The sequence below is a fragment of the Pseudoscardovia suis genome, from assembly GCF_002797875.1.
Lineage (GTDB): Bacteria > Actinomycetota > Actinomycetes > Actinomycetales > Bifidobacteriaceae > Pseudoscardovia > Pseudoscardovia suis.
In genome coordinates this window covers 224220-243340 of record NZ_PGFC01000003.1, presented here as the reverse complement: position 1 = coordinate 243340, position 19121 = coordinate 224220, and the positions used below count along the sequence as shown (strand labels likewise).

Below are 19121 nucleotides of genomic sequence, written 5' to 3'. Positions count from 1 at the left end.
GGTTGGCAAGGCTTAACATTTAGCCCGCAGCTGCAAGGCTGCGGGCTAAATTAATATTGCGGGAATATTGCGGGAATATTGCGAGCTAAATTAACATGAAATCCCGTTCGCTATCCCAGCACGATGTCTTCGCGGGCAGGGACGCCTGCATTGAAACAGCTGAGCAGCCGCGCGCTGAGTTCCTCGCTGATTGCTCGGCGGCGAGCGGCAGGTGATGTCAACCCCTTGGACGGATCCGTTGATCCGTCGCTGTCTGGTTCGTAGGCTGTGCCGCTTACGGTGATTGTCTGCCGGGTGTAGTCAAGACCGATGCTGACACTGCCGGAGGCATTCGTCTGCTGGTTTGCCGAGCGTGCGCTGGAATCGGAACTGTTCTGCGATTCTTCCGTCTTCTGCGCCTGTGCGCTCGTAGTATTCGTGGCACTTGCAGCTGAATCAGCTGAAGTTTTGGATTCGTCGGATGAAGCATCCTGCGAGGCCGACGAGGAGATTTCACTCAATGCTTCGATCACCATGTCCAATTGCACGCTTGTGCCTACAGGCATCTTGTAACCAGTGGCAGGATCGGTCACGGAATCGGCCATGGCGCTGATTGTCTTGGTGAAATACACGCCGTTGCGGGTGGCATGCTCGCCGCCCAGCGTCACCATCGCCGCATAATTAGCCGCGCCTTGCAAGTACGTTGAGGCGGAGGACAGGTCCGCTGCATTGGAATTCTGCGCGTCGCGATACGTCATGATGAAACCGGCACGGTCGTACGCGGTGGAGATGGCGTTGAGCTCATCGTTTGTGGCGCCGATCACTTGGGAAGGCTGTGCGCTTGATTGAGAGACACATGACGCGTTGCTGCTTGTGCTGTCGCTGTCTGCATCATTGCCGGTGCCGGATGCATTGCTGGTAGGCGTCAGGTCGAGTGCAGAAGAGTCCTTGCCGCACGCTGAACGTGCTGCATCCATCACAGCTTTGGAATCATTGAAGAAAGCGCTGTTAGTCAGCCATGCCTGGCGGCCTTGTGCGGCGGCGAGTCGATTCGCGCGGTATTGCGATACGGCCGCCCTCACCGTTGCTTCAGGGAATATGGCGGTTGGACACAGCGCTGCGGTGCGGCTCCATGCTGTGCGCGCCCCCATGGCCATGAGCAGACGCTGCGTGGGGGAAGGCGCCCAGTTGGAGACGTCATACCAGGATTTGGCAAGGGCGAGGTTATAGGCACAGCTGGTGTTTTCCGCTGAGCTGTCGGAACGATCGGATGCAGCCTGTGCGGTGGCTGCCTGCGCGGTCGGCAGCGACCCAGCAGATGAGGCTGCCCAATCTCCGGGCACGAGTGTGCCCAGCGACGTCAGACACAGCGCAGCACACAGGGATGCGCAGCGTACGGCGAAGGGTGCCGCGCCCCCAACCGATTGTTTCGCGGCCCGATGAGAAGAAAACATGCCACCAGTGTAAGGCCCGGGGTACCGCAGACAGGCAGTGCAGGGGAAGGCGGACAGATGGGGAAGCGGAAACGACCGGGGTGCAGCACGCGCACAGATGGCTGGTTGCGTGGCGTTGCAAAATCTCACTATGATGTATGCCACATGGCAGGAATATGCCTGCCTGAATAATTTCATGAATAATTTCATACGGAGGTCTCGGCATGGAACTTGATTTGGCTGGAATGCACAAGCTGGCAGCTGAACAGGGCATTGATGCACAAACCTTGGATGATGCGCTTGCGGAGGCTTTCCGACTCGCATATTTGAAGATGCCGCATGCTGCGAAACATGCGCGCGTGGAGCTTGACGACCGCGCTGGAACATTCACCGTGTGGGCGCGTGACGAAATCCCGCAGGAACCCACGGAGGACAATCCATATCCGGAACCTGAGCTGGGGCCTGAATACGATGACACCCCGACTGATTTCGGTCGTCTTGCTGCGGCAACGGCGCGTCAGACCATCACCCAGCTGTTCCGTCAGGCTGCCGACAACAAGGTCTTTGGAGCTTTCGCCGGTCAGAAAGGCAAGCTCATCACCGGCACCGTCCAACAGGATGCCAAGGATCCCAATAACGTGCACGTCGCCATCGGCGATGTGGAGGCGCTGCTGCCGCGCCGCGAACAGGTGCCTGGCGAGCATTACCGTCATGGCCAGCGTCTGCGCGTGTATGTGGTGAATGTGTCGCGCGGGCTGCGTGGACCGGAAATCGTGGTCTCGCGTTCGCATCCGGAACTCGTGCGTCGTTTGTTCGAGCGCGAGGTGCCTGAGCTGGTGTCCGGTGCCGTGTCGATCATGGCAATCGCCCGTGAGGCTGGCGCCCGCACGAAGATCGCTGTGCGTGCCAACACGCCTGGCGTGAACCCCAAGGGTGCCCTCATTGGCCCCGGCGGTTCCCGCGTGCGTGCTGTCATGGAGAACCTAGGTAAAGAGAAGATCGATATCGTCGATTGGTCCGATGATCCCGCGAAGTTCGTTGCCGCCGCGCTGTCGCCTGCCCATGCGGTGAGCGTGCAGGTCGTGAGCGAAAAGAACCAGACCGCCATCGCGTTCATCCATGACGATCAACTCAGCCTCGCCATCGGCAAGGAAGGTCAGAACGCGCGTTTGGCCGCCAAGCTCACCGGCTGGAAGATCGGCATCGAATCCGAAGAGAAGCGTCGCGCGATGGAGCAGCTCAACAAGCAGACCGCAGGCATCGCTGTGTCCAAGGATGATCAGGAGAACACGGCTGACCAGGAGAACAACAAGGCTGAGAAGACGCCTGATGCTCCGCAGGCACCGTCCACAGAAGCCTGATTGTCTAAGGCTTGATTGGGCAAGGCACTGATCGGGCAGCACGCTGGTTGAATACGCATGCTCGAAGGCACGGTGCCTGCAGCGACCGGAGTCTGGATGTGATCCATGGAAGGCATCGTCGGGAATATCCGACGGTGCCTTCCTTTTGTGTTGTGCTTCGGTTTTTCTTTCTACGTCGGCACCTGCGCTTCAGGCGATTCGAGAGGCGTTTTGGCGGTGTTGGGTGTCGCTTCCGATTCGGTGGGGAATGCACAGGCAGGTGTCGTGCGGGATCGGCGGGGATGGGGCTCTTCAACGCTGAAATTATGCGCTTGGCGATACCACCACGGTGCGATGATTTCATCCACGCCATCATGTATTGTGGTGAGCTGATGTGTGGGTGAAATCACATGGTTTCATCCTGTTAATGCCGTGGTGCGCAGACAAGAATACGTTCCGTGGCGTCAAGCACAGACGAGGTAACACAGTCATGGTCGCACGATGAGACAGGATATGGTCGCCCTCATCAAATAGCGTCGCGCGCCACACGGGCACGCGGCACAGATAGGAGAAATTTAGTGCCTAAAGCACGCGTGTACGAGTTGGCAAAGCAATTCGGCGTGGACAGCAAGACCGTCCTTGAGAAGCTCAAGGACATGGGAGAATTCGTCAAGTCCTCGTCGTCCACGGTGGAAGCGCCCGTGGTGAGAAGACTCAAGTCGGCATTCGCAGCCGACAATTCCTCGGCATCAAGCCAGACTTCCAAGAGCGCCCAGCATTCTCAGCATCAGGGCGCGTCCCACAGCAATTCTGCAGATTCCCATTCCCCCAAGCCCGGCAATGCTCCGCATCCCAAGGCTTCCGCTCCCAAGCCGGGGGCGAACCACCATGCCGCCGAGCAGGCAAATCCTGTGCACGAGTCTGCACATGCCGACGCACCCAAGCCCGGCATGCCTCATCCCGGTCCCAAGCCGGGGCAGGGCCGTCATCAGGGGCAGGGCAGGTCTCATAGTTCCGCTTTGAGCAAGCAGGAAGAGGCGATTCGCCAGGGCCTGCAGAGCTCCGATCCGCGTATCCAGGAAGCGGCGCGTCGTGCGCAGCGCGAGCTGGAAGAGAAGAAGACAAGCGGGGAATCCCGCGGCGAATCCCGTCGCGAAGGCGGCAGCCGTCCGTCCGGTGCTCGTCCCGGCCCTCGTGGCGAACGCGGGGAACGTCGCAATGCCCCGAAGCCGGGTGCCACGCCGCGCTCGCGCAATACGTCAAGTGAAAAGGCACCGCGTCCGGGCAACAACCCGTTCACGAGCCACCAAGGCATGCATGTGCCCACGCCGAACGACATTCCGCGTCCTCACCCGATGGCGCGCCCCACGGTCAACAACTCGCATGGCCGCAATGGCCGTCCGGGAGCCCGCAATGGCCGTCCGGGCCAGGGTGTCGGCGGACGCTGGGGACATTCCCGCGCAGGCCAGGGCGCTGGCGCAGCAGGCGCACGCCATTTCGGTGCCGGCGCGCCTCATACCGATAACGGTCCTGCAGGGCACGGCGGCCACGGCGGTCCGGGCGGACGTCCGGGTCGCGGTCGCGGCGGTGCAGCAGGTGCATTCGGCCATCAGGGCGGTCGTTCGTCCAAGGCTCGTAAGAATGCCCGCCGCGCTAAGCAGCAGGAATACGAGGAGATGAAGGCACCGGTCATCGGTGGCGTGCGCATTCCTTCCGGCCATGGCCAGACGATTCGCCTGCGTCAGGGCGCCAGCCTTGCTGACCTCGCTGAGAAGATCAACGTGAGCCCCGCTTCGCTGGTCACCGTGCTGTTCCACTTGGGTGAGATGGCGACGGCAACGCAGTCCCTTAACGAGGACACGTTCCAGATTCTGGGCGAGGAAATCGGCTGGAACATCAAGATCGTTTCATCCGAAGAGGAAGACAAGGAGCTGCTCCAGCAGTTCGACATCAACCTTGACGACGAGCAGGACATGGATGATGAAGATCTCGTGCCTCGTCCTCCGGTCGTGACCGTCATGGGCCACGTCGATCATGGTAAGACCCGCTTGCTTGACACAATCCGCAAGACGAACGTGTCGCTGAAGGAAGCTGGCGGTATCACGCAGCGCATCGGCGCTTACCAGGTGTCCGTGCATTTGAATGGCGAAGAGCGCAAGATCACGTTCCTCGATACCCCGGGTCACGAAGCCTTCACGGCAATGCGTGCCCGTGGCGCCGAGCTCACGGATGTCGCGATCCTCGTGGTCGCTGCGGATGATGGCGTCATGCCCCAGACCGTCGAGGCAATCAACCACGCGCAGGCCGCCAACGTGCCGATCGTCGTGGCTGTTAACAAGATTGATGTGCCGGGAGCCAACCCTGAGAAGGTGCGCGGTCAGCTCACCGAATTCGGGCTTGTGCCCGAGGAGTACGGCGGCGACACGATGTTCGTCGATATCTCCGCCAAGAAGAACATCAACATCGACAAGCTGCTCGAGGCTGTGCTGCTCACTGCAGACGCCACACTCGATCTGCGCGCCAACCCCAACATGCCCGCCCGCGGTGCAACGGTGGAAGCAAGGCTCGACAAGGGCCGCGGCGCCGTCGCGACCGTGCTCGTGCAGCAGGGAACGCTCCATGTGGGCGACGCCATCGTGGCAGGCACCAGCTACGGCCGTGTGCGCGCCATGCTTGACGAGAACGGCAATTCGCTCACCGCGGCATTGCCGTCCCGCCCGGTCTCCGTGCTCGGTCTGACCTCCGTGCCGACCGCCGGTGACCTATTCCTCGTCGCTCCCGATGATCGCGCAGCCCGCCAGATCGCCGAGAAGCGCGCAGCGTCCGAACGCGCCGCCCAGCTGGCGAAGCGCCGCAAGGTCGTCTCCCTCGAGGAGTTCAAGGAGCAGTTCGCCAAGTCCGAGATCGACATGCTCAATGTCGTCATCAAGGGCGATTCCTCCGGCTCCGTGGAAGCGTTGGAAGATTCCTTGATGAAGATCGAGGTTTCCGACGAGGTTGGCATTCAGGTCATCCATCGCGGTGTCGGCGCCATCACCCAGAACGACGTCAACCTGGCGAGCGTCGACAAGGCCGTCATCATCGGCTTCAACGTGCGCCCGAACCGTCAGGTGGCGGATCTGGCAGAACGCGAAGGCGTCGAAATCAAGTACTACTCGGTCATCTACAAGGCGATCGAGGACATCGAGGCAGCCCTCAAGGGCATGCTCAAGCCGGAGTTCGAAGAGGTCGTCACCTCCCACTCGGAGATTCGCGAAATCTTCCGTTCCTCCAAGTTCGGCAACATCGCCGGCGTCATGGTGCAGGACGGCACCGTCAAGCGCGGAACGAAGTGCCGCATCATGCGCGATGGCGTCGTCACGATCAACGACTTGGAGATTTCGTCGCTGCGTCGTTTCAAGGACGACGTCACCGAAGTCGAGGAAGGCTACGAGTGTGGTATCAACTTGGGTGACTTCAACGACATCCAGGTGGGCGACGTCATCGAAACCTTCGAGATGCGGGAAGTCGAGCGTAAGTAACACATGTCAGGAACCAATCCTCGCGCAGTGCGCGTGGCAGGTCTCATACAGCGCGTGGTCGCGACAGCCCTCCAAAGGGAGCTGCGCGACCCGCGCCTTGCGCACGTCACCATCACGGAAGTGCGCGTGACGAACGACCTGCAGATCGCCCGAATCTACTGGACGTACTTGGGCAGCGAAGGCCATGAGCTCGGCCAGCGCAAGCGCGCCAAGCAGGCTCTCAAACAATCCGCCGGACGTTTGCGTTCCTTGGTGGGGCGCAAGGCAGGCCTGCGTCTGACCCCGCAGCTCGAGTTCATTTATGATGAAGTCCCTGAAGAGGCGCATGAGGTCGAGGACGTTCTGTCCATCGCTCTGCGCCGAGATCAGGAGCTTGCCAAGCTTCGCGAGCATGCGTCATATGCCGGGGACGCCGATCCCTACCGTCATGACCATGATGACGAAGATGGTGATTCCGACGACGCGGCCGATGCCGAATATGACATCGACTCCGATTCCACCGACGATTACACAGGCGACGGCTTCGATTATGACGATGCCGAAACCGAAGCGTTCATCGACGGTGATGATGACATGGATGATGACGCCGACGACGACATGGACGCTGGCACAGGCGCTGCTGCCGGATCCGATGATTCTGCGGTGCAAGGCTGAGATTGCGGAACAAGCATGACTGAGGTCGCACATTCGGAACCCATGCTCGCCTCGGGCCTTCTTGCAGTGGATAAACCTCGCGGAGTAACCAGCCACGACATCGTGGCTGCCGCGAGGGCAGCCCTGCATACCAAGCATGTGGGCCACGCGGGCACCCTCGACCCCATGGCGACGGGATTGCTCATCGTGGGGTTTGGCAGCGCCACTCGGCTGCTCAGCTACATCGTGGGAATCGACAAAACCTATGAGACGGTGATCCGTCTCGGCCAGTCCACCACGACGGACGACGCTGACGGCGAATTCCTCGAACAATCCGATGACGAGCAGCACATGGTTCTTGCACGGCTTTCTGCGCTTTCGGATGCCGATATCATCGCGGCGGCGGCTGCGCTCACCGGCAGCATCATGCAGGTGCCGAGCGCCTACTCGGCCAAGAAAATCCACGGTCAGAAAGCCTACGACCTTGCTCGCAACGGGCAGGATGTGCACTTGGAACCCGTGCCGGTGACGGTTTCCGCGTTCGATATTCTCGGCATCGAACGTCGCCTCGATTCCTCGCATGACGGATTCATCGACGTGTCGGCACGGGTCACGTGCTCAGCCGGCACTTACATCCGTTCCCTTGGCCGCGACATGGGTGCTGCCTTGGGGACAGGCGCGCATCTGGTGAGTTTGCGCCGCACCCGCGTTGGAAGTTTTGATGTGACCGATCCGGACGTGGTCACTGCCCACGCGCAGGATCACACTTTCGTCAACCGCCACGGCGAGACGGTCACCCATCCGTGGGCGGTGTTCGACGATCCCGCGGGGATTCGCGCACATGCGATCAGCCCCGCGGCAGGCGCTGCACAAGCCATGCCGACGATTGACATCAGTGCCCAGCAAGCGGATGATTTGCGACACGGACGTTTCATCGAAGGCGTGGTGCATGGTCCCACGGCCGCCATCATGCACCCGGACCTGTCACGGCAGAGCGATGATACCGCCGCCGCACAGCAGGGCGACAGCGGTGACATGGGAGACATGGGCAACGTGGACTGCGTGGGCGGCGTGGACGGCGTGCTTGTGGCAATCGTGGAGCGACGCACGAAAAAACTGCTCAAGCCAAGCGTTGTGTTCTAGCGCTTTGGGCAATCCGGGCGAATCCGCGGTACGGTGACTTGCTTGGTTTGACACTGCTGGTTGTGACATTTGTTGGCTTTCACCGCTTCGGCAGTGAGATGACTTTGGAGGATACATGACAATCGATTGGCTGGTTCCTGATGAACGTGGTGCCGTCGCCTGGCCTGCATTGCCTGATGGCAAGAAGGGCGTGCTCACCATCGGTTCGTTCGATGGCATGCATCAAGGCCATCAGGCGGTGCTGAAGCGTACGGTGGAGCTTGCGCACGAACTCAAGGCGATATCCGTGGCGGTGGTGCTCGATCCGCGTCCCGCCGCAGCGCATGCCTATGCCGCGGCGCATGATGGTGCCGATGCGCCTGAGGGCTTTCACGACCCCGATGCCCTGATGCCCGTGCAGCGCAGGCTTGAACTCATCGAGTCACTGGGAGTGGACCGCACGTTCGTGGTGCATTACACGATGCCGTTCGCAGCGGTGTCATATGTGTCATTCCTCGGGCAGATGGTGGGCAAGGTCGGCATGCGCACGCTCGTGCTTGGTTCCGACGCGCACATGGGTGCAGGCAAGGAGGGCGATCTCAAGGCGATTCGCAATCTGTCGCTTGCCACGGGTGTGTTTGAGCTGGACGTGGTGGATGATGCCGGTCCTGGCATGACGCGCATTCCTTTTGACTGGAAGCCGCAGATGCCGCAGAAGCCGGGAGAACCTGCCGATCCGCTGGAGGGCATGAACAAATCCCAGCGTCGCACATGGAGCAAGCGCAATCATGCACATGAGGCACGCGTGTGGAGCTCCAGCAACATCCGCTACCTGCTGGGCAACGGCAGGGTGCATGACGCCGGGGAAGCGCTCGGCCGCCCTCATGCCGTGGAAGGCGTGGTGGTGCGCGGCGAGCAGCGCGGGCATACGATCGGATTCCCCACGGCGAATCTTGGCGATCCTGTGCAAGGCTATGTGCCAGTGGACGGCGTGTATTCCGGTTGGCTTGTCGATTTCGGCATGGCGCCGGATGCTGATGCGAAGGTAGCTGCAGGCGCCACGACAGCTGAGGCACAGGAGGGGAGCAGCAACGCTGGCAACACTGGTGCCGTTTCTGCTGATGCGCACGTCAACCATCATGAGGATGCCGTGACCGCCCGCACACCCGTCAACCGCTGGCCTGCTGCAATTTCCATTGGCACGAAGGAGACCTTCAGCGAGGCAACCGGGTTGCATGAGCGTGTGGTCGAGGCCTATGCGTGCACGCAGGAATGGCTGGAGCTGTATGGCCACGATGTGCGTGTGGAATTCGGCGGTTATCTGCGTCCGCAGATGAAATTCGCCAGCGCTGACGAACTCGCCGGCCAGCTGGCGAAGGACGCAGAGGCATCACGCAAAGCTGCGGACAAAGCTGTGGACACCGCGAAGTGATGCAATCACGGAGCCAAGTAGCACACCGCGTCAACACGCCGCAGGGGTGATGCGTGAGGCGCCGTGGCTGGCAAGGCGCGCTTCATGACAAAAGGCTGGGGCGGATTCCCGATTCAAGGAATCCGCCCCAGCCTTTATGGAAGTAGGGAAGCGTCACGCCGTCAGTTGAAGATGCGGCGGATGGAATATCCGGACATGAACGTGGACACGACATTGCACGGATAGATGCGCGTGCCCAGCGATGGATTGAGGGCTTGCGCGCAGTTGCCGCTGCCAACGTAAATGGCGGCATGCCCGCTGTTGGCGATGATGTCGCCCGGCTGTGCCTTCGTGTACAGGTCGGATTGGTTGCCGATGTAGGTGCCGGCCTGGGCTTGTGCGCCGGAGGAATGCGCAAGCGTGACGCCGAACTGCGCATACAGCCACTGCACGTAGCCTGAGCAATCCCATCCGCTCGGTGTGTTACCGCCCGCTACATAAGGCCTGCCGAGATACTGAATCGCAAGATTTGCCACAGCCTGACCGGAGCCCGAACCCGACACGGTGACGGTCGAGGAGGAAGTATCGGTCGATGTACCGGTTGACGTGCCGGCCGAGGAAGAACCAGCAGCGGATCGGCTGGATGTCGCTGCCCTCTCGGCTGCAGCGGCATTGGCGGAAGCGACTTCGCTCGTCACCTTGTTGGCTGCCTCCGCAAGGCTGGAGTTGACTGCGTAGATGCTATCAGTGCTTGCATTGTCGTCGGTGACGGTGGAATTAGCTTGGTCGATGAGACCGGACAGCGTGCTGCGGCTCGAGTCACTCGCCTTGCCCTCGGAAGAAGAGAGCGTGGAGGACGCGCTGTCGATGGTGGCCTGCAGCGTCTTGCGGGCATCCTGAACGCTTTGTGACAGCGGCGCCTCGATGATCACATTGTCTTCATTCACGCTTGTGGTGAATGTGCCGTCGACCGACAACTGGGAGCCTTCCTGCAGCAGGGAGTCACGTGAATCGCTACGGCTCACGGCAGAAGACTGGCCCAATGCGCCGGCGCCCAGCACCGAGGAACCGCCGTTCGATGCCACCGCCGTGCTGCTGCCTGCGAGAAGCAACGCCAGGATGATGGCAGGAACGCTTTTCGTGATCTTGACCGCAGCAGCACGATGTGACTGTGACTGCGGCGCGGCGTGCCGCTTCTGGGCATGCCGAGAAGCATTCGCGGCAGACGAATGAATCGGGAAAATCAAATCTGCACCTTACTTCCGTGCGCGGTGGGTGGACGACCTCACAGTGTTTACGCCTCTCGGTGTTTACGCCTCACAGTGTTGCTATTTGCTATTCGGCGTATTGGTTTTGCAAGATTACCAGCACTTCCGACTGGAAGCGCGAGCCTCACATCATGGAAGCCGCGTCACCTTTCTCATACTGATATGAATTTAGCACAGGCTCGTTACTTTCACGCACGCGTCGCTTCCGCGCCGAGCGTCTCCATTCGCTTCAGGCAGTCCGCGATGTGATTGGCATCCCCGCTGCCTGTGCCGTCCACGTATTCGATCGTGGCATCCGTCACACCGCAATACTTGGCGAACGTATTGTCGATGATCTGGCGTTTCAACGCTTCGCCGATGCCGGAGGTGCGATACCAGTCCTCGCCTGCGCCAGTGAGCGCGATGAACCGCACCGTTTTGCCTGCCAATGCCAGCGGTTTGCCGGTCGAGCGGTCATATACGAAGTCGCGGCACAGCACACGGTCGAAGAAGCCCTTCATTGAAGCCGTCATCGTGTACCAATAGATCGGGGTGACGAACGCGATGGTGTCCGCCGCTTCCATGGCCTGCTGATAGGGAATGACGTCAGCCGGCATGGGCGTGGCGTTGTAATAGTGGTCGCGATCGGCAAGTGTGTATGCGGGATTGAAGCCGTCGGTCCCCAGGTTGATGATGCGCGTCGAGCTGCCGTTGTCATGCGCGCCTTTCGCGAATGCCTGGGCGACGGCAACAGTGAGGGAATCCGGGTCCGGGTTCGCGGCGATCACGAGGGTATGCATGGAAATCTCCTAGGGGGCGATGGCGGCATTCGGTTACCGCGGATTGATAAAGTGACACAAGAATATCCCTTGTGGTGCAGGGGACGCGGCAGGTTTCACGTAAGGAGAACGCGTAAGGAGGACAAGGAGTGCTCATGGATTCTGGTCGTGCGCAGCACGTGTCTGGCAATGATTCCCCGGCGGCGATAACGGACGTGCTGTTTGATTTCGCTGGTGTGCTCGTGGACTGGCGTCCATGGCTCGCATTCGGATACGACAGCCAGGAGGCGCTGGACGAGGCTGTGGACGAAGGCAAGCCTGGTGCCGCGGCGGTGCAGCGCTTCTTCGACCGGGGCGATCCCGAAGGTTTCTGGGCGCTTGACGATCTGCGTGATGCAGGCATGCCCAATGCCGAGGTCTGCGTGCGCTACGACATGGCGCATAGCGACGTGTCTCAGATGGGCACTGCCGTGGCGCATGGCAGCCTGCCGTTGCGTGGCATGTACCGGCGGTACCTCGACGCATTCGCCGCCACTGTGCCGGCGATGATGCCAGGCATGGCGGCGTTGCTCGCTGACCTTGCGCAGCAGGGGATTGGCGTGTGGGGACTTACGAACTGGTCCGACGAGGATGTCGCCGTTCCGCTTGGTCTGCCAGGCATGGAGCCATTGCGCGGTGTGATTGTTTCGGGGCGGGAGAAGCTGGTGAAGCCCGATGAGGCGATTTATCGCCTCGCTGTGGCGCGTTTTGGATTGACTGTCGGCACCACGGCGTTTTTCGATGACAAGCCGGTGAACGTGGCAGGTGCACGGGCTGTGGGAATCCGGGCGCATGTTTTCGCCGGCGCGCAGGATGCCAGAGACTTCCTGCGCGCCGGCGGAATCGGTGTGTGAGCGTCGGTGCGTCGGCTGGTGTATGTCGGCTGGTGTGCGCACCAGCCGGTCAGCGCGTCAGTTGGTGGGCGTCGGCCAACGGTACGAAGGATTCGCTGCGAAACCTTGCAACACCATGGTTTGGCTGAATTGTTTCACGCGTGTGCACAGGCCTTGCACGCGAAGTGAGCCCACGGTGTTGCCGTTGGATGTGTCCACCGCGATCAGCTCGGCATCCCCTTGGGATGCGCGGGAATCGTCCGACGTCGCGGATGCACCGGCAGAGAAGACCGTTGCCAGGTCCGTGCTGAACCACGCGGCCACGGCAGGGTTAGCGTTGGTGGCGCCCTGGGAGTGCGCGTCGCTGATCGTGCGTGTGACACCGTCCGAGAGGCTGGTGCGGTTGAGCGTGCGGGATGCCGTGAACCAGTAGATTGCACCGTCATGTGCGATGCTGCCGCCGGCAGCGGTGGCCGGCGTCAGATCCGCATTTGCAAGCGTGAAGATGCCGCCATCAGTGCCGTGCAGCGCCTTCACGCTATGGCGGCCGGTCGTGGTGTCCCACGAGCTGAGCGATAGTGCGGTGTTGCCCGAGTCAGAGCCGTCGTTGGCGGAGTTCACCGTGATGATGGAGAACACTCCGGCGTTGCATGCCGCTGTGGATGCCAGTGCCGTCGGGGCGGAGGGCGCTCCGGCATCGGTCATGACAGATTCGCCTATCGTGACGTCGGAGATATCGCTGTGCGCCGTGTCCGCCGATTGCATGGCCGTGCCGTGGGAATCAAGCAACGAGCCGTTCGATGCAACATGAAGCAATGTGCTGATGCCCGCCGTGCCGGTGCTGCGTGTCGCAGGGGTTTCATGGATGAGCGCATAGACGTCATCGCCGCATGCGGCGTAGCCAAGTTGGTGCACGGCGCTCGGATTGCCGCTGGTGAGCGTGCCGGACGCCTGCGGAATCCTGGCGTTTGCCGTTGCTGTGCCATGCGATGAGGTGAGCGACATCGCCACGTTTCCATCGCCCGACGAATATGCTTCGAAATGGCCGTTGGACAGTTCCAACGACGCAACCATGTCGAGAACGGCGGCTCCGTCGGGAGCATTCTGCGAGTCAGCACGAGTATGCCCGTTCGGTGCGGTGATGAGCCGCGTGTGATGATCGCCGGGGACGATGAGCCCCTCGTCAGTCCACAGCGGTTGCGCTCCGTTGAGGGCATCCGCCTCTACCATGTGATAGCTGCCATCGTCGTAGACGAATGCGAGGATCCCGGTGTTTTCCCACGGCAGGAAGGAATTGCGTTGTGGGGCGAAGTACGCCACGCCCACAGTGCGGTCCAGATCGATGCTCGAGATGACCGTTACCCCACGGTTGAACCATCCCCAGGCGATGCCTGCCACCAGCGCCAGGCATGTCACCACACCCGCGGCAATGGCACGTCCCATGCCGCGTCGCGGCTTGGTGTCTTTACTCTCGGCTTTCATGACGCTTTTTTGGGGGCGCTGTGCATCAGGTCGCGCGATTGTTGAGTTTTTCATGGGATCTCCTTCCTCCGCCGGCCGATGGGCGGCGGCTGGCAGTGCTACTCTGGGGGCGGTGCCAATGCCTGTTCCGTGCGAATCCACTGTGATTCGTCGGTAACGTTGATTCGTCGATAACACTGATTCATCGGTAGCACTGATTCGTCAGTGAGGTTGATTCTCCGATAAGGTTGATCCTTTGGTAGCGGCGAATCGCCCGTGACCGGGGACAGTCCGTTACGCTGAACGCCTGTGCTGCTGGACGTCCATGTTGCTTGGTGTCAGTGCTGCTGGACGCTTGTGCCACTGGATGCCTGTCTCACTGCACAGACGTGCATTGTCCCTATGCCCTTTTTGTTCATAAATACTACCAGAAGGAAACCATGAGCGTGGAGATGAACGCCACCACAAGCTATTCGAGCGAAACCTCCAAACCGATCATCGCGCGCCGTCGCAGGCCGGAAGTCCTTGCGCCGGCAGGCAACATGACGGCGTTCAAGGCTGCGGTGGATTTCGGCGCCGACGCGGTGTATTGCTCGGGAAAGATGTTCGGCATGAGGTCGGCGCCGCGCAATTTCACGCTCGATGAGCTGCATGAGGCCGCCGAATATGCGCATGAACGCGGGGCGCGCATCTATGTGACGTGCAACATTCTGCCCACGAATCCCGAAGTCGAAGGAATCCGCGAATACTTGGGGCAGCTGGACCGTGTGGGAGTGGACGCAGTGATCGTGACCGACATCGGCGTCATGATGATGGCGCGTCAGGTCGCGCCCCGTCTGGAGATTCACATTTCCACACAGGCGGGCGTCACCAATTACCTCGCCGCCGCGACGTTGCGCGACTTGGGTGCCAAGCGCGTCGTGCTCGCCCGTGAGCTTGCGTTGGAGGACGTGGCGCAAATCCGCGCACACACGCCCGACGACCTTGACATCGAATGCTTCGTGCATGGTTCGATGTGCATGGCGTTTTCCGGACGCTGCCTTATCTCGAACTTCCTCACCGGCCGTTCCGGCAACCACGGCGAATGCGCCCAGCCTTGCCGTTGGCGTTACTCGGTGGTGGAAGAGAAGCGCCCAGGGCAGTACTTCCCGGTGGAGGAGACCGAAGGCGGCTCCTACGTCTTCAATTCCCAAGACATGAACATGCTGCCTCACATCGGCGAGGTCATCGAGGCGGGCGCCACAAGCCTCAAGATCGAAGGCCGTGCCAAGAGCGCCTACTATGTCGCCGCCATGACGAACGCCTACAAGTGCGCGGTGGACGAGTACCTGGCATGGCGCGACGAACGCATCGAGGCAGGCGAGCAGGCGGATCCCAAGGAATTCACGCCATCCTCATGGTTGCTCGACGAGCCATACAAAGTCTCGCATCGTGACTATTGCACGGGATTTTGGTATCACGATGTGCCCGCCGGCCAGAACGTGGACCGCGGCGGATACTACCGCGATTGGATTGTGGTGGGAGACGTATTGGGGTGGCGTGACGGACGTGTGACGTTCATCGGACGCAACAAGATCGTGCCCGGCCAGTCCATCGAAATCCTCCAACCCGGCGTGCCGCCCATGCAGCTCACCGTCGCAGACGACATTCGCGACGCTGACGGCATGCATGCGGACGCTGCCAACAACCCCACGCACGTGTTCTCCCTGCCGTGCGAGCAGCCGGTGGTTCCGGGCGCCGCCATGCGCACGAGGGCGCTCAAGCCTACGCTGAAAGCGGAATGAAAGAACCATGGGACTTCCTTGGCAAGCCGAGGGTGCGTTGCGTCACTATAATTTGACACAGCAGTAACCTACGCACAGGTAATCCAAGGAAGGAAGCGCCATGGTTGACATCGTGAAGCAGACAACGACGAAGCTGCTCAAGCCGATAGACGCCGACAAAAACATCTTCGATTTGCTAGACGACCGCGCCAAGCGCACGCCGGATGAAGAGATCATCCGCTACCGTGACGACAGCGGTCAGTGGCAGGGTTTTACCGGCACCGCATTTCGAGCCGAAGTCGTGGCACTCGCCAAGGGACTCATCGCCAAGGGTTTCATGCCCGGCGATTCCATCGCCATTCTCGCCAGCACGAGCTGGCAGTGGACGGCGCTTGATTTCGCCACGCTGTCCATCGGATGCGTCGTCGTGCCGATCTACGAGACGAATTCAGCGGCGCAGATCAAGATGATCTGCAACGATTCGACCGTCAAGTGCATGATCTGCGGCACGGATGCACAGCGTGACAAGGTCATGACCGTCAAGGACGAATGCCCCACGCTGCGCGACATCTACGTGTTGCAGACCGGCGCGATCGACGCCATCGAGGAACTGGGCGAAGGGGTGTCGGACGCAGAGTTCGAGGAACGCCGCGCCGCCACGCATGGCGACGTGCTCGCCACAATCGTCTACACATCCGGTTCCACCGGCACGCCCAAGGGCATTGAGCTGACGCATGCGAACTTCGTGTTCACCGTGTATTCGGGATTCCAATACATGCCTGAGTTCACGCTGGGCGAGGACCAGGCCATGTGGCTGTTCCTGCCGCTGGCTCACGTGTTCGCCCGATACATGCAGTTCATCTGCCTCGCAGGCACTGTGAAGCTTGGCCTGGGATCCAATTTCAAGACAATCATCAAGGACTTCCAGGAATTCAAGCCCACGCTGATCCTCGCCGTGCCGCGCGTGTTCGAGAAAGTGTACAACGCGGCATCGCAGCGGGCCGGCACCGGCTTCAAGGGACGCCTGTTCAATCGTGCCGCCATCACCGCCCGCGACTGGAGCCGCGCGCAGCAGGCCGGCAAGCAGCTGCCGCTGGGCGAGCGCCTCCGCTACAACTTCTACAAGAAGGCCGTGTATAGCAAGATCATCGACGTGTTCGGAGGCCGAGCGGGACGCGCCATCTCCGGCGGCGCCGCCATCGCACCCGACCTGTCGCACTTCTTCAACGGCATCGGCATGCCGCTGCTCGAAGGCTATGGCATGACGGAAACCACCGCTCCCTGCTCTGTCAATCCGTTCCACGGCTACAAGATCGGCACGATCGGTCTGCCGCTCAATGGCATCACGTTCGGCATCGCCAAGCGTGAGCCGGGCGCCGATTATGGCGAAGTGCTCATCAAGAGTCCCTCCGTGTGCCGCGGATACCACAACCATCCGGAACTCACTGAGCAGCAGATCACCGACGGATGGCTGCATACCGGTGACCTGGGTGACATCGACGACGAGGGTTTCATCCAGCTCAAAGGCCGCAAGAAAGACATCATCATCACCGCCGGTGGCAAGAACGTGTCGCCCGGTGAGCTCGAAGCCGCCGTGATGAAGAGCGAGATCGTCGATCAGTGCCTCGTCATCGGCGACGGCAAGCCGTTCGTTGCGGCGCTGGTGACGCTCGACCTTGCCGGTGTCAACGATTGGCTCGCCACCCAAGGCGGCGAACCCGTGGCGAATCTGGAGGAGGCCGCCGCGAACCCCGCGGTGCATGCGGAGGTGGAGCGCCTCGTGGATGCGGCGAACAGCCAGGTCTCCCGTGCTGAATCCATTCGTGAGTTCCGAATCGTGCCCGACGTGTGGAGCGTGGACAACGAGATGCTCACCCCGAGCCTCAAGGCCCGCCGCAGCGTCATCGTGGAGCATTACCGCAAGCTCATCGACACGGACATCTACGTGCCGCGCAAAAACAAGTAACCGCACACAAGTAACCGCACACAAGCAACTGCACACAAGCAACTGCACAGGGATTGAAGCTAACTGATGGCGGCGTCGTGAATCACACGGCGCCGCCATTGTTGTTGCTGTGCGGTTTCGATGACGAGGCTGCGCTGATGAATCCATGGCGGCTTGGCTGCGTTGCGGCTGTGATGGCGCGGCATAAGTAATACATATAGGCACGGCGGTGCGGGGGATCGCCACCATGCCTATCGTGTCTTCCAGATCGCAAGGAAAGCCTTGAATCCCCAGGAGTCCTTCGGATGCCCCGGGGTATGCAGGGGAGCGGAGAACGGAGGACATGCATGACGGCAGTGGCACAGGCAGCAACGGCGAAGGCGTCGCAATCTCAAGAGACACGCGGACACGGCACGGATTTGGGCGACCTGCTTGCAGATCGCGTCGCCGCCATCCCGGCAAACCCATTCGCCAAGGCGGATGCCCGCGTCGCGGCAGCGGTGGCGAACGGCAAGCCGGTCATCAACCTCGCCAAGGGCAACCCGGATGGTGAACCGCCGCAGTTCATGCAGGATGCCGTCGCCAAGGCGGCACGCGAATCCATCAACTTCAAGTATTCGCCGTTCGACGGCAAGCCGGAATACCTGTCTGCCATCTCTTCGTGGTATCGCAGCCAGCACGGCGTGCACATCGACCCCAAGACGCAGCTGCTTGCAGTCGCCGGAGCCTCCGTGGGAATCTCGGTGGCGATCCAAGCGCTCATCAACAAAGACGACCTGGTGGTGCTCGTGGGCCCCTATTATCCGCAGTACGAAGGCTCGACGGCGGTGGTGCAGGGACGCGTCCACGTGGTGCCGACCGATGAAAAGCACGGATTCCTGCCTGATCTCGACGCCGTGCCGGGCGCCGTATGGGACGAGGCGAAGCTGCTCATCCTCAACTATCCCAACAACCCCACCGGCGCTGTGGCGACGCCTGAATTCTTCGCCAACGCCGTGCGCCTGGCCCACGAACATCATTTCGTGATTCTCAACGACTTCGCCTACGCCGGCATCGGTTTCGACGAACAGCCGCCCATCAGCCTGCTGGAGACACCTGGTGCAATCGATGTGAGCATCGAGCTGGGATCGCTGTCGAAGATGTACATGGTCGCCGGTTGGCGCGGCGGATTCGTGGCGGGCAACGCACAGTTGCTCGCAGCAATCAAATCCGTGCATCAGCAAACGAGCATCCTCATGTCGTCCATCGTGCAGGTGGCTGGCGCGGCAGGGCTCAATTCCGATCAGTCCACCGTGCGCACGCTCGCTGTGCGCTACCGTGACCGCTATCACGCGCTGCGCGACGGATTGGCGCAGGCGGGGCTTCGTCTGGCGACAGCCCATGGCGGTTTGTTCGCATGGCTTGCGGTGCCTCACGGCTGGAACGATGAGGATTTCGCCGTCTGGCTGCTCGACAAGGCGAACGTCGCGGTAATCCCCGGCTCTGATTTCGGACCTACCGGCGCCGGATTCGTGCGCCTGAGCCTGCTCGAGCCCGCAACGACGCTTGCCGAGGCGGCGCGCAGGATCGCCGCCGCCCGTGGCAACGCCTGGTGAAACATCGGTTTCGGCGCCTA

14 protein-coding genes are annotated in these 19121 nt (G+C 61.2%); 9 read left to right on the top strand and 5 right to left on the bottom strand.

What is annotated here, in order from left to right:
- Positions 1-110: 110 nt before the first annotated feature.
- Positions 111-1322, bottom strand: coding sequence for a hypothetical protein (locus CLV65_RS05250; protein ID WP_094690890.1), 1212 nt, complete (start codon positions 1320-1322; stop codon positions 111-113).
- Between the two features lie 314 nt (positions 1323-1636).
- On the opposite strand from CLV65_RS05250, the gene nusA reads away from it, so the two are divergent.
- A complete protein-coding gene (gene nusA, locus CLV65_RS05245) occupies positions 1637-2773 on the top strand; it encodes a transcription termination factor NusA (protein ID WP_094690889.1) in 1137 nt (378 codons plus the stop codon).
- A gap of 170 nt (positions 2774-2943) precedes the next feature.
- On the opposite strand, the gene CLV65_RS05240 is transcribed toward nusA, so the two are convergent.
- The gene (locus CLV65_RS05240; protein ID WP_094690888.1) at positions 2944-3162 is read right to left on the bottom strand and encodes a hypothetical protein; all 219 of its coding nucleotides are present in this window, start codon (positions 3160-3162) and stop codon (positions 2944-2946) included.
- Between the two features lie 168 nt (positions 3163-3330).
- Between CLV65_RS05240 and infB the strand changes: the two genes are divergently transcribed.
- The 4 genes from infB (at position 3331) to CLV65_RS05220 (ending at position 9460) form a co-directional block, all read left to right on the top strand.
- Positions 3331-6273, top strand: a complete 2943-nt coding sequence (gene infB, locus CLV65_RS05235) for a translation initiation factor IF-2 (protein WP_094690887.1) — start codon at positions 3331-3333, stop codon at positions 6271-6273.
- 3 nt (positions 6274-6276) lie between these two features.
- Complete coding sequence (gene rbfA / locus CLV65_RS05230; protein ID WP_094690886.1) at positions 6277-6927, top strand: 30S ribosome-binding factor RbfA; 651 nt, start codon at positions 6277-6279, stop codon at positions 6925-6927.
- A gap of 15 nt (positions 6928-6942) precedes the next feature.
- Positions 6943-8049 (top strand): tRNA pseudouridine(55) synthase TruB, encoded by a 1107-nt coding sequence (gene truB / locus CLV65_RS05225; RefSeq protein WP_094690885.1) that lies wholly within the window; start codon positions 6943-6945, stop codon positions 8047-8049.
- A 115-nt stretch (positions 8050-8164) separates the two neighbouring features.
- The gene (locus CLV65_RS05220) at positions 8165-9460 is read left to right on the top strand and encodes a riboflavin kinase (protein ID WP_094690884.1); all 1296 of its coding nucleotides are present in this window, start codon (positions 8165-8167) and stop codon (positions 9458-9460) included.
- Positions 9461-9621: 161 nt separating this feature from the next.
- On the opposite strand, the gene CLV65_RS05215 is transcribed toward CLV65_RS05220, so the two are convergent.
- The gene (locus tag CLV65_RS05215) at positions 9622-10686 is read right to left on the bottom strand and encodes a C40 family peptidase (protein WP_094690883.1); all 1065 of its coding nucleotides are present in this window, start codon (positions 10684-10686) and stop codon (positions 9622-9624) included.
- A 209-nt stretch (positions 10687-10895) separates the two neighbouring features.
- Complete coding sequence (locus CLV65_RS05210) at positions 10896-11486, bottom strand: NAD(P)H-dependent oxidoreductase (RefSeq protein WP_094690882.1); 591 nt, start codon at positions 11484-11486, stop codon at positions 10896-10898.
- Positions 11487-11620: 134 nt separating this feature from the next.
- Between CLV65_RS05210 and CLV65_RS05205 the strand changes: the two genes are divergently transcribed.
- Positions 11621-12358, top strand: a complete 738-nt coding sequence (locus CLV65_RS05205; protein WP_094690881.1) for an HAD-IA family hydrolase — start codon at positions 11621-11623, stop codon at positions 12356-12358.
- A 57-nt stretch (positions 12359-12415) separates the two neighbouring features.
- On the opposite strand, the gene CLV65_RS05200 is transcribed toward CLV65_RS05205, so the two are convergent.
- On the bottom strand, positions 12416-13873 hold the full coding sequence (locus CLV65_RS05200; protein WP_094690880.1) for a hypothetical protein: 1458 nt from the start codon (positions 13871-13873) through the stop codon (positions 12416-12418).
- A 377-nt stretch (positions 13874-14250) separates the two neighbouring features.
- Between CLV65_RS05200 and CLV65_RS05195 the strand changes: the two genes are divergently transcribed.
- The 3 genes from CLV65_RS05195 to CLV65_RS05185 all read left to right on the top strand — a co-directional run bounded on the left by CLV65_RS05195 (position 14251) and on the right by CLV65_RS05185 (position 19101).
- Positions 14251-15582 (top strand): peptidase U32 family protein, encoded by a 1332-nt coding sequence (locus CLV65_RS05195; protein WP_094690969.1) that lies wholly within the window; start codon positions 14251-14253, stop codon positions 15580-15582.
- 100 nt (positions 15583-15682) lie between these two features.
- Positions 15683-17527: an AMP-dependent synthetase/ligase gene (locus tag CLV65_RS05190; protein ID WP_211278402.1), complete on the top strand. Its 1845-nt coding sequence runs from the start codon at positions 15683-15685 to the stop codon at positions 17525-17527.
- A gap of 326 nt (positions 17528-17853) precedes the next feature.
- The gene (locus CLV65_RS05185) at positions 17854-19101 is read left to right on the top strand and encodes a pyridoxal phosphate-dependent aminotransferase (RefSeq protein WP_094690879.1); all 1248 of its coding nucleotides are present in this window, start codon (positions 17854-17856) and stop codon (positions 19099-19101) included.
- Positions 19102-19121: the final 20 nt, after the last annotated feature.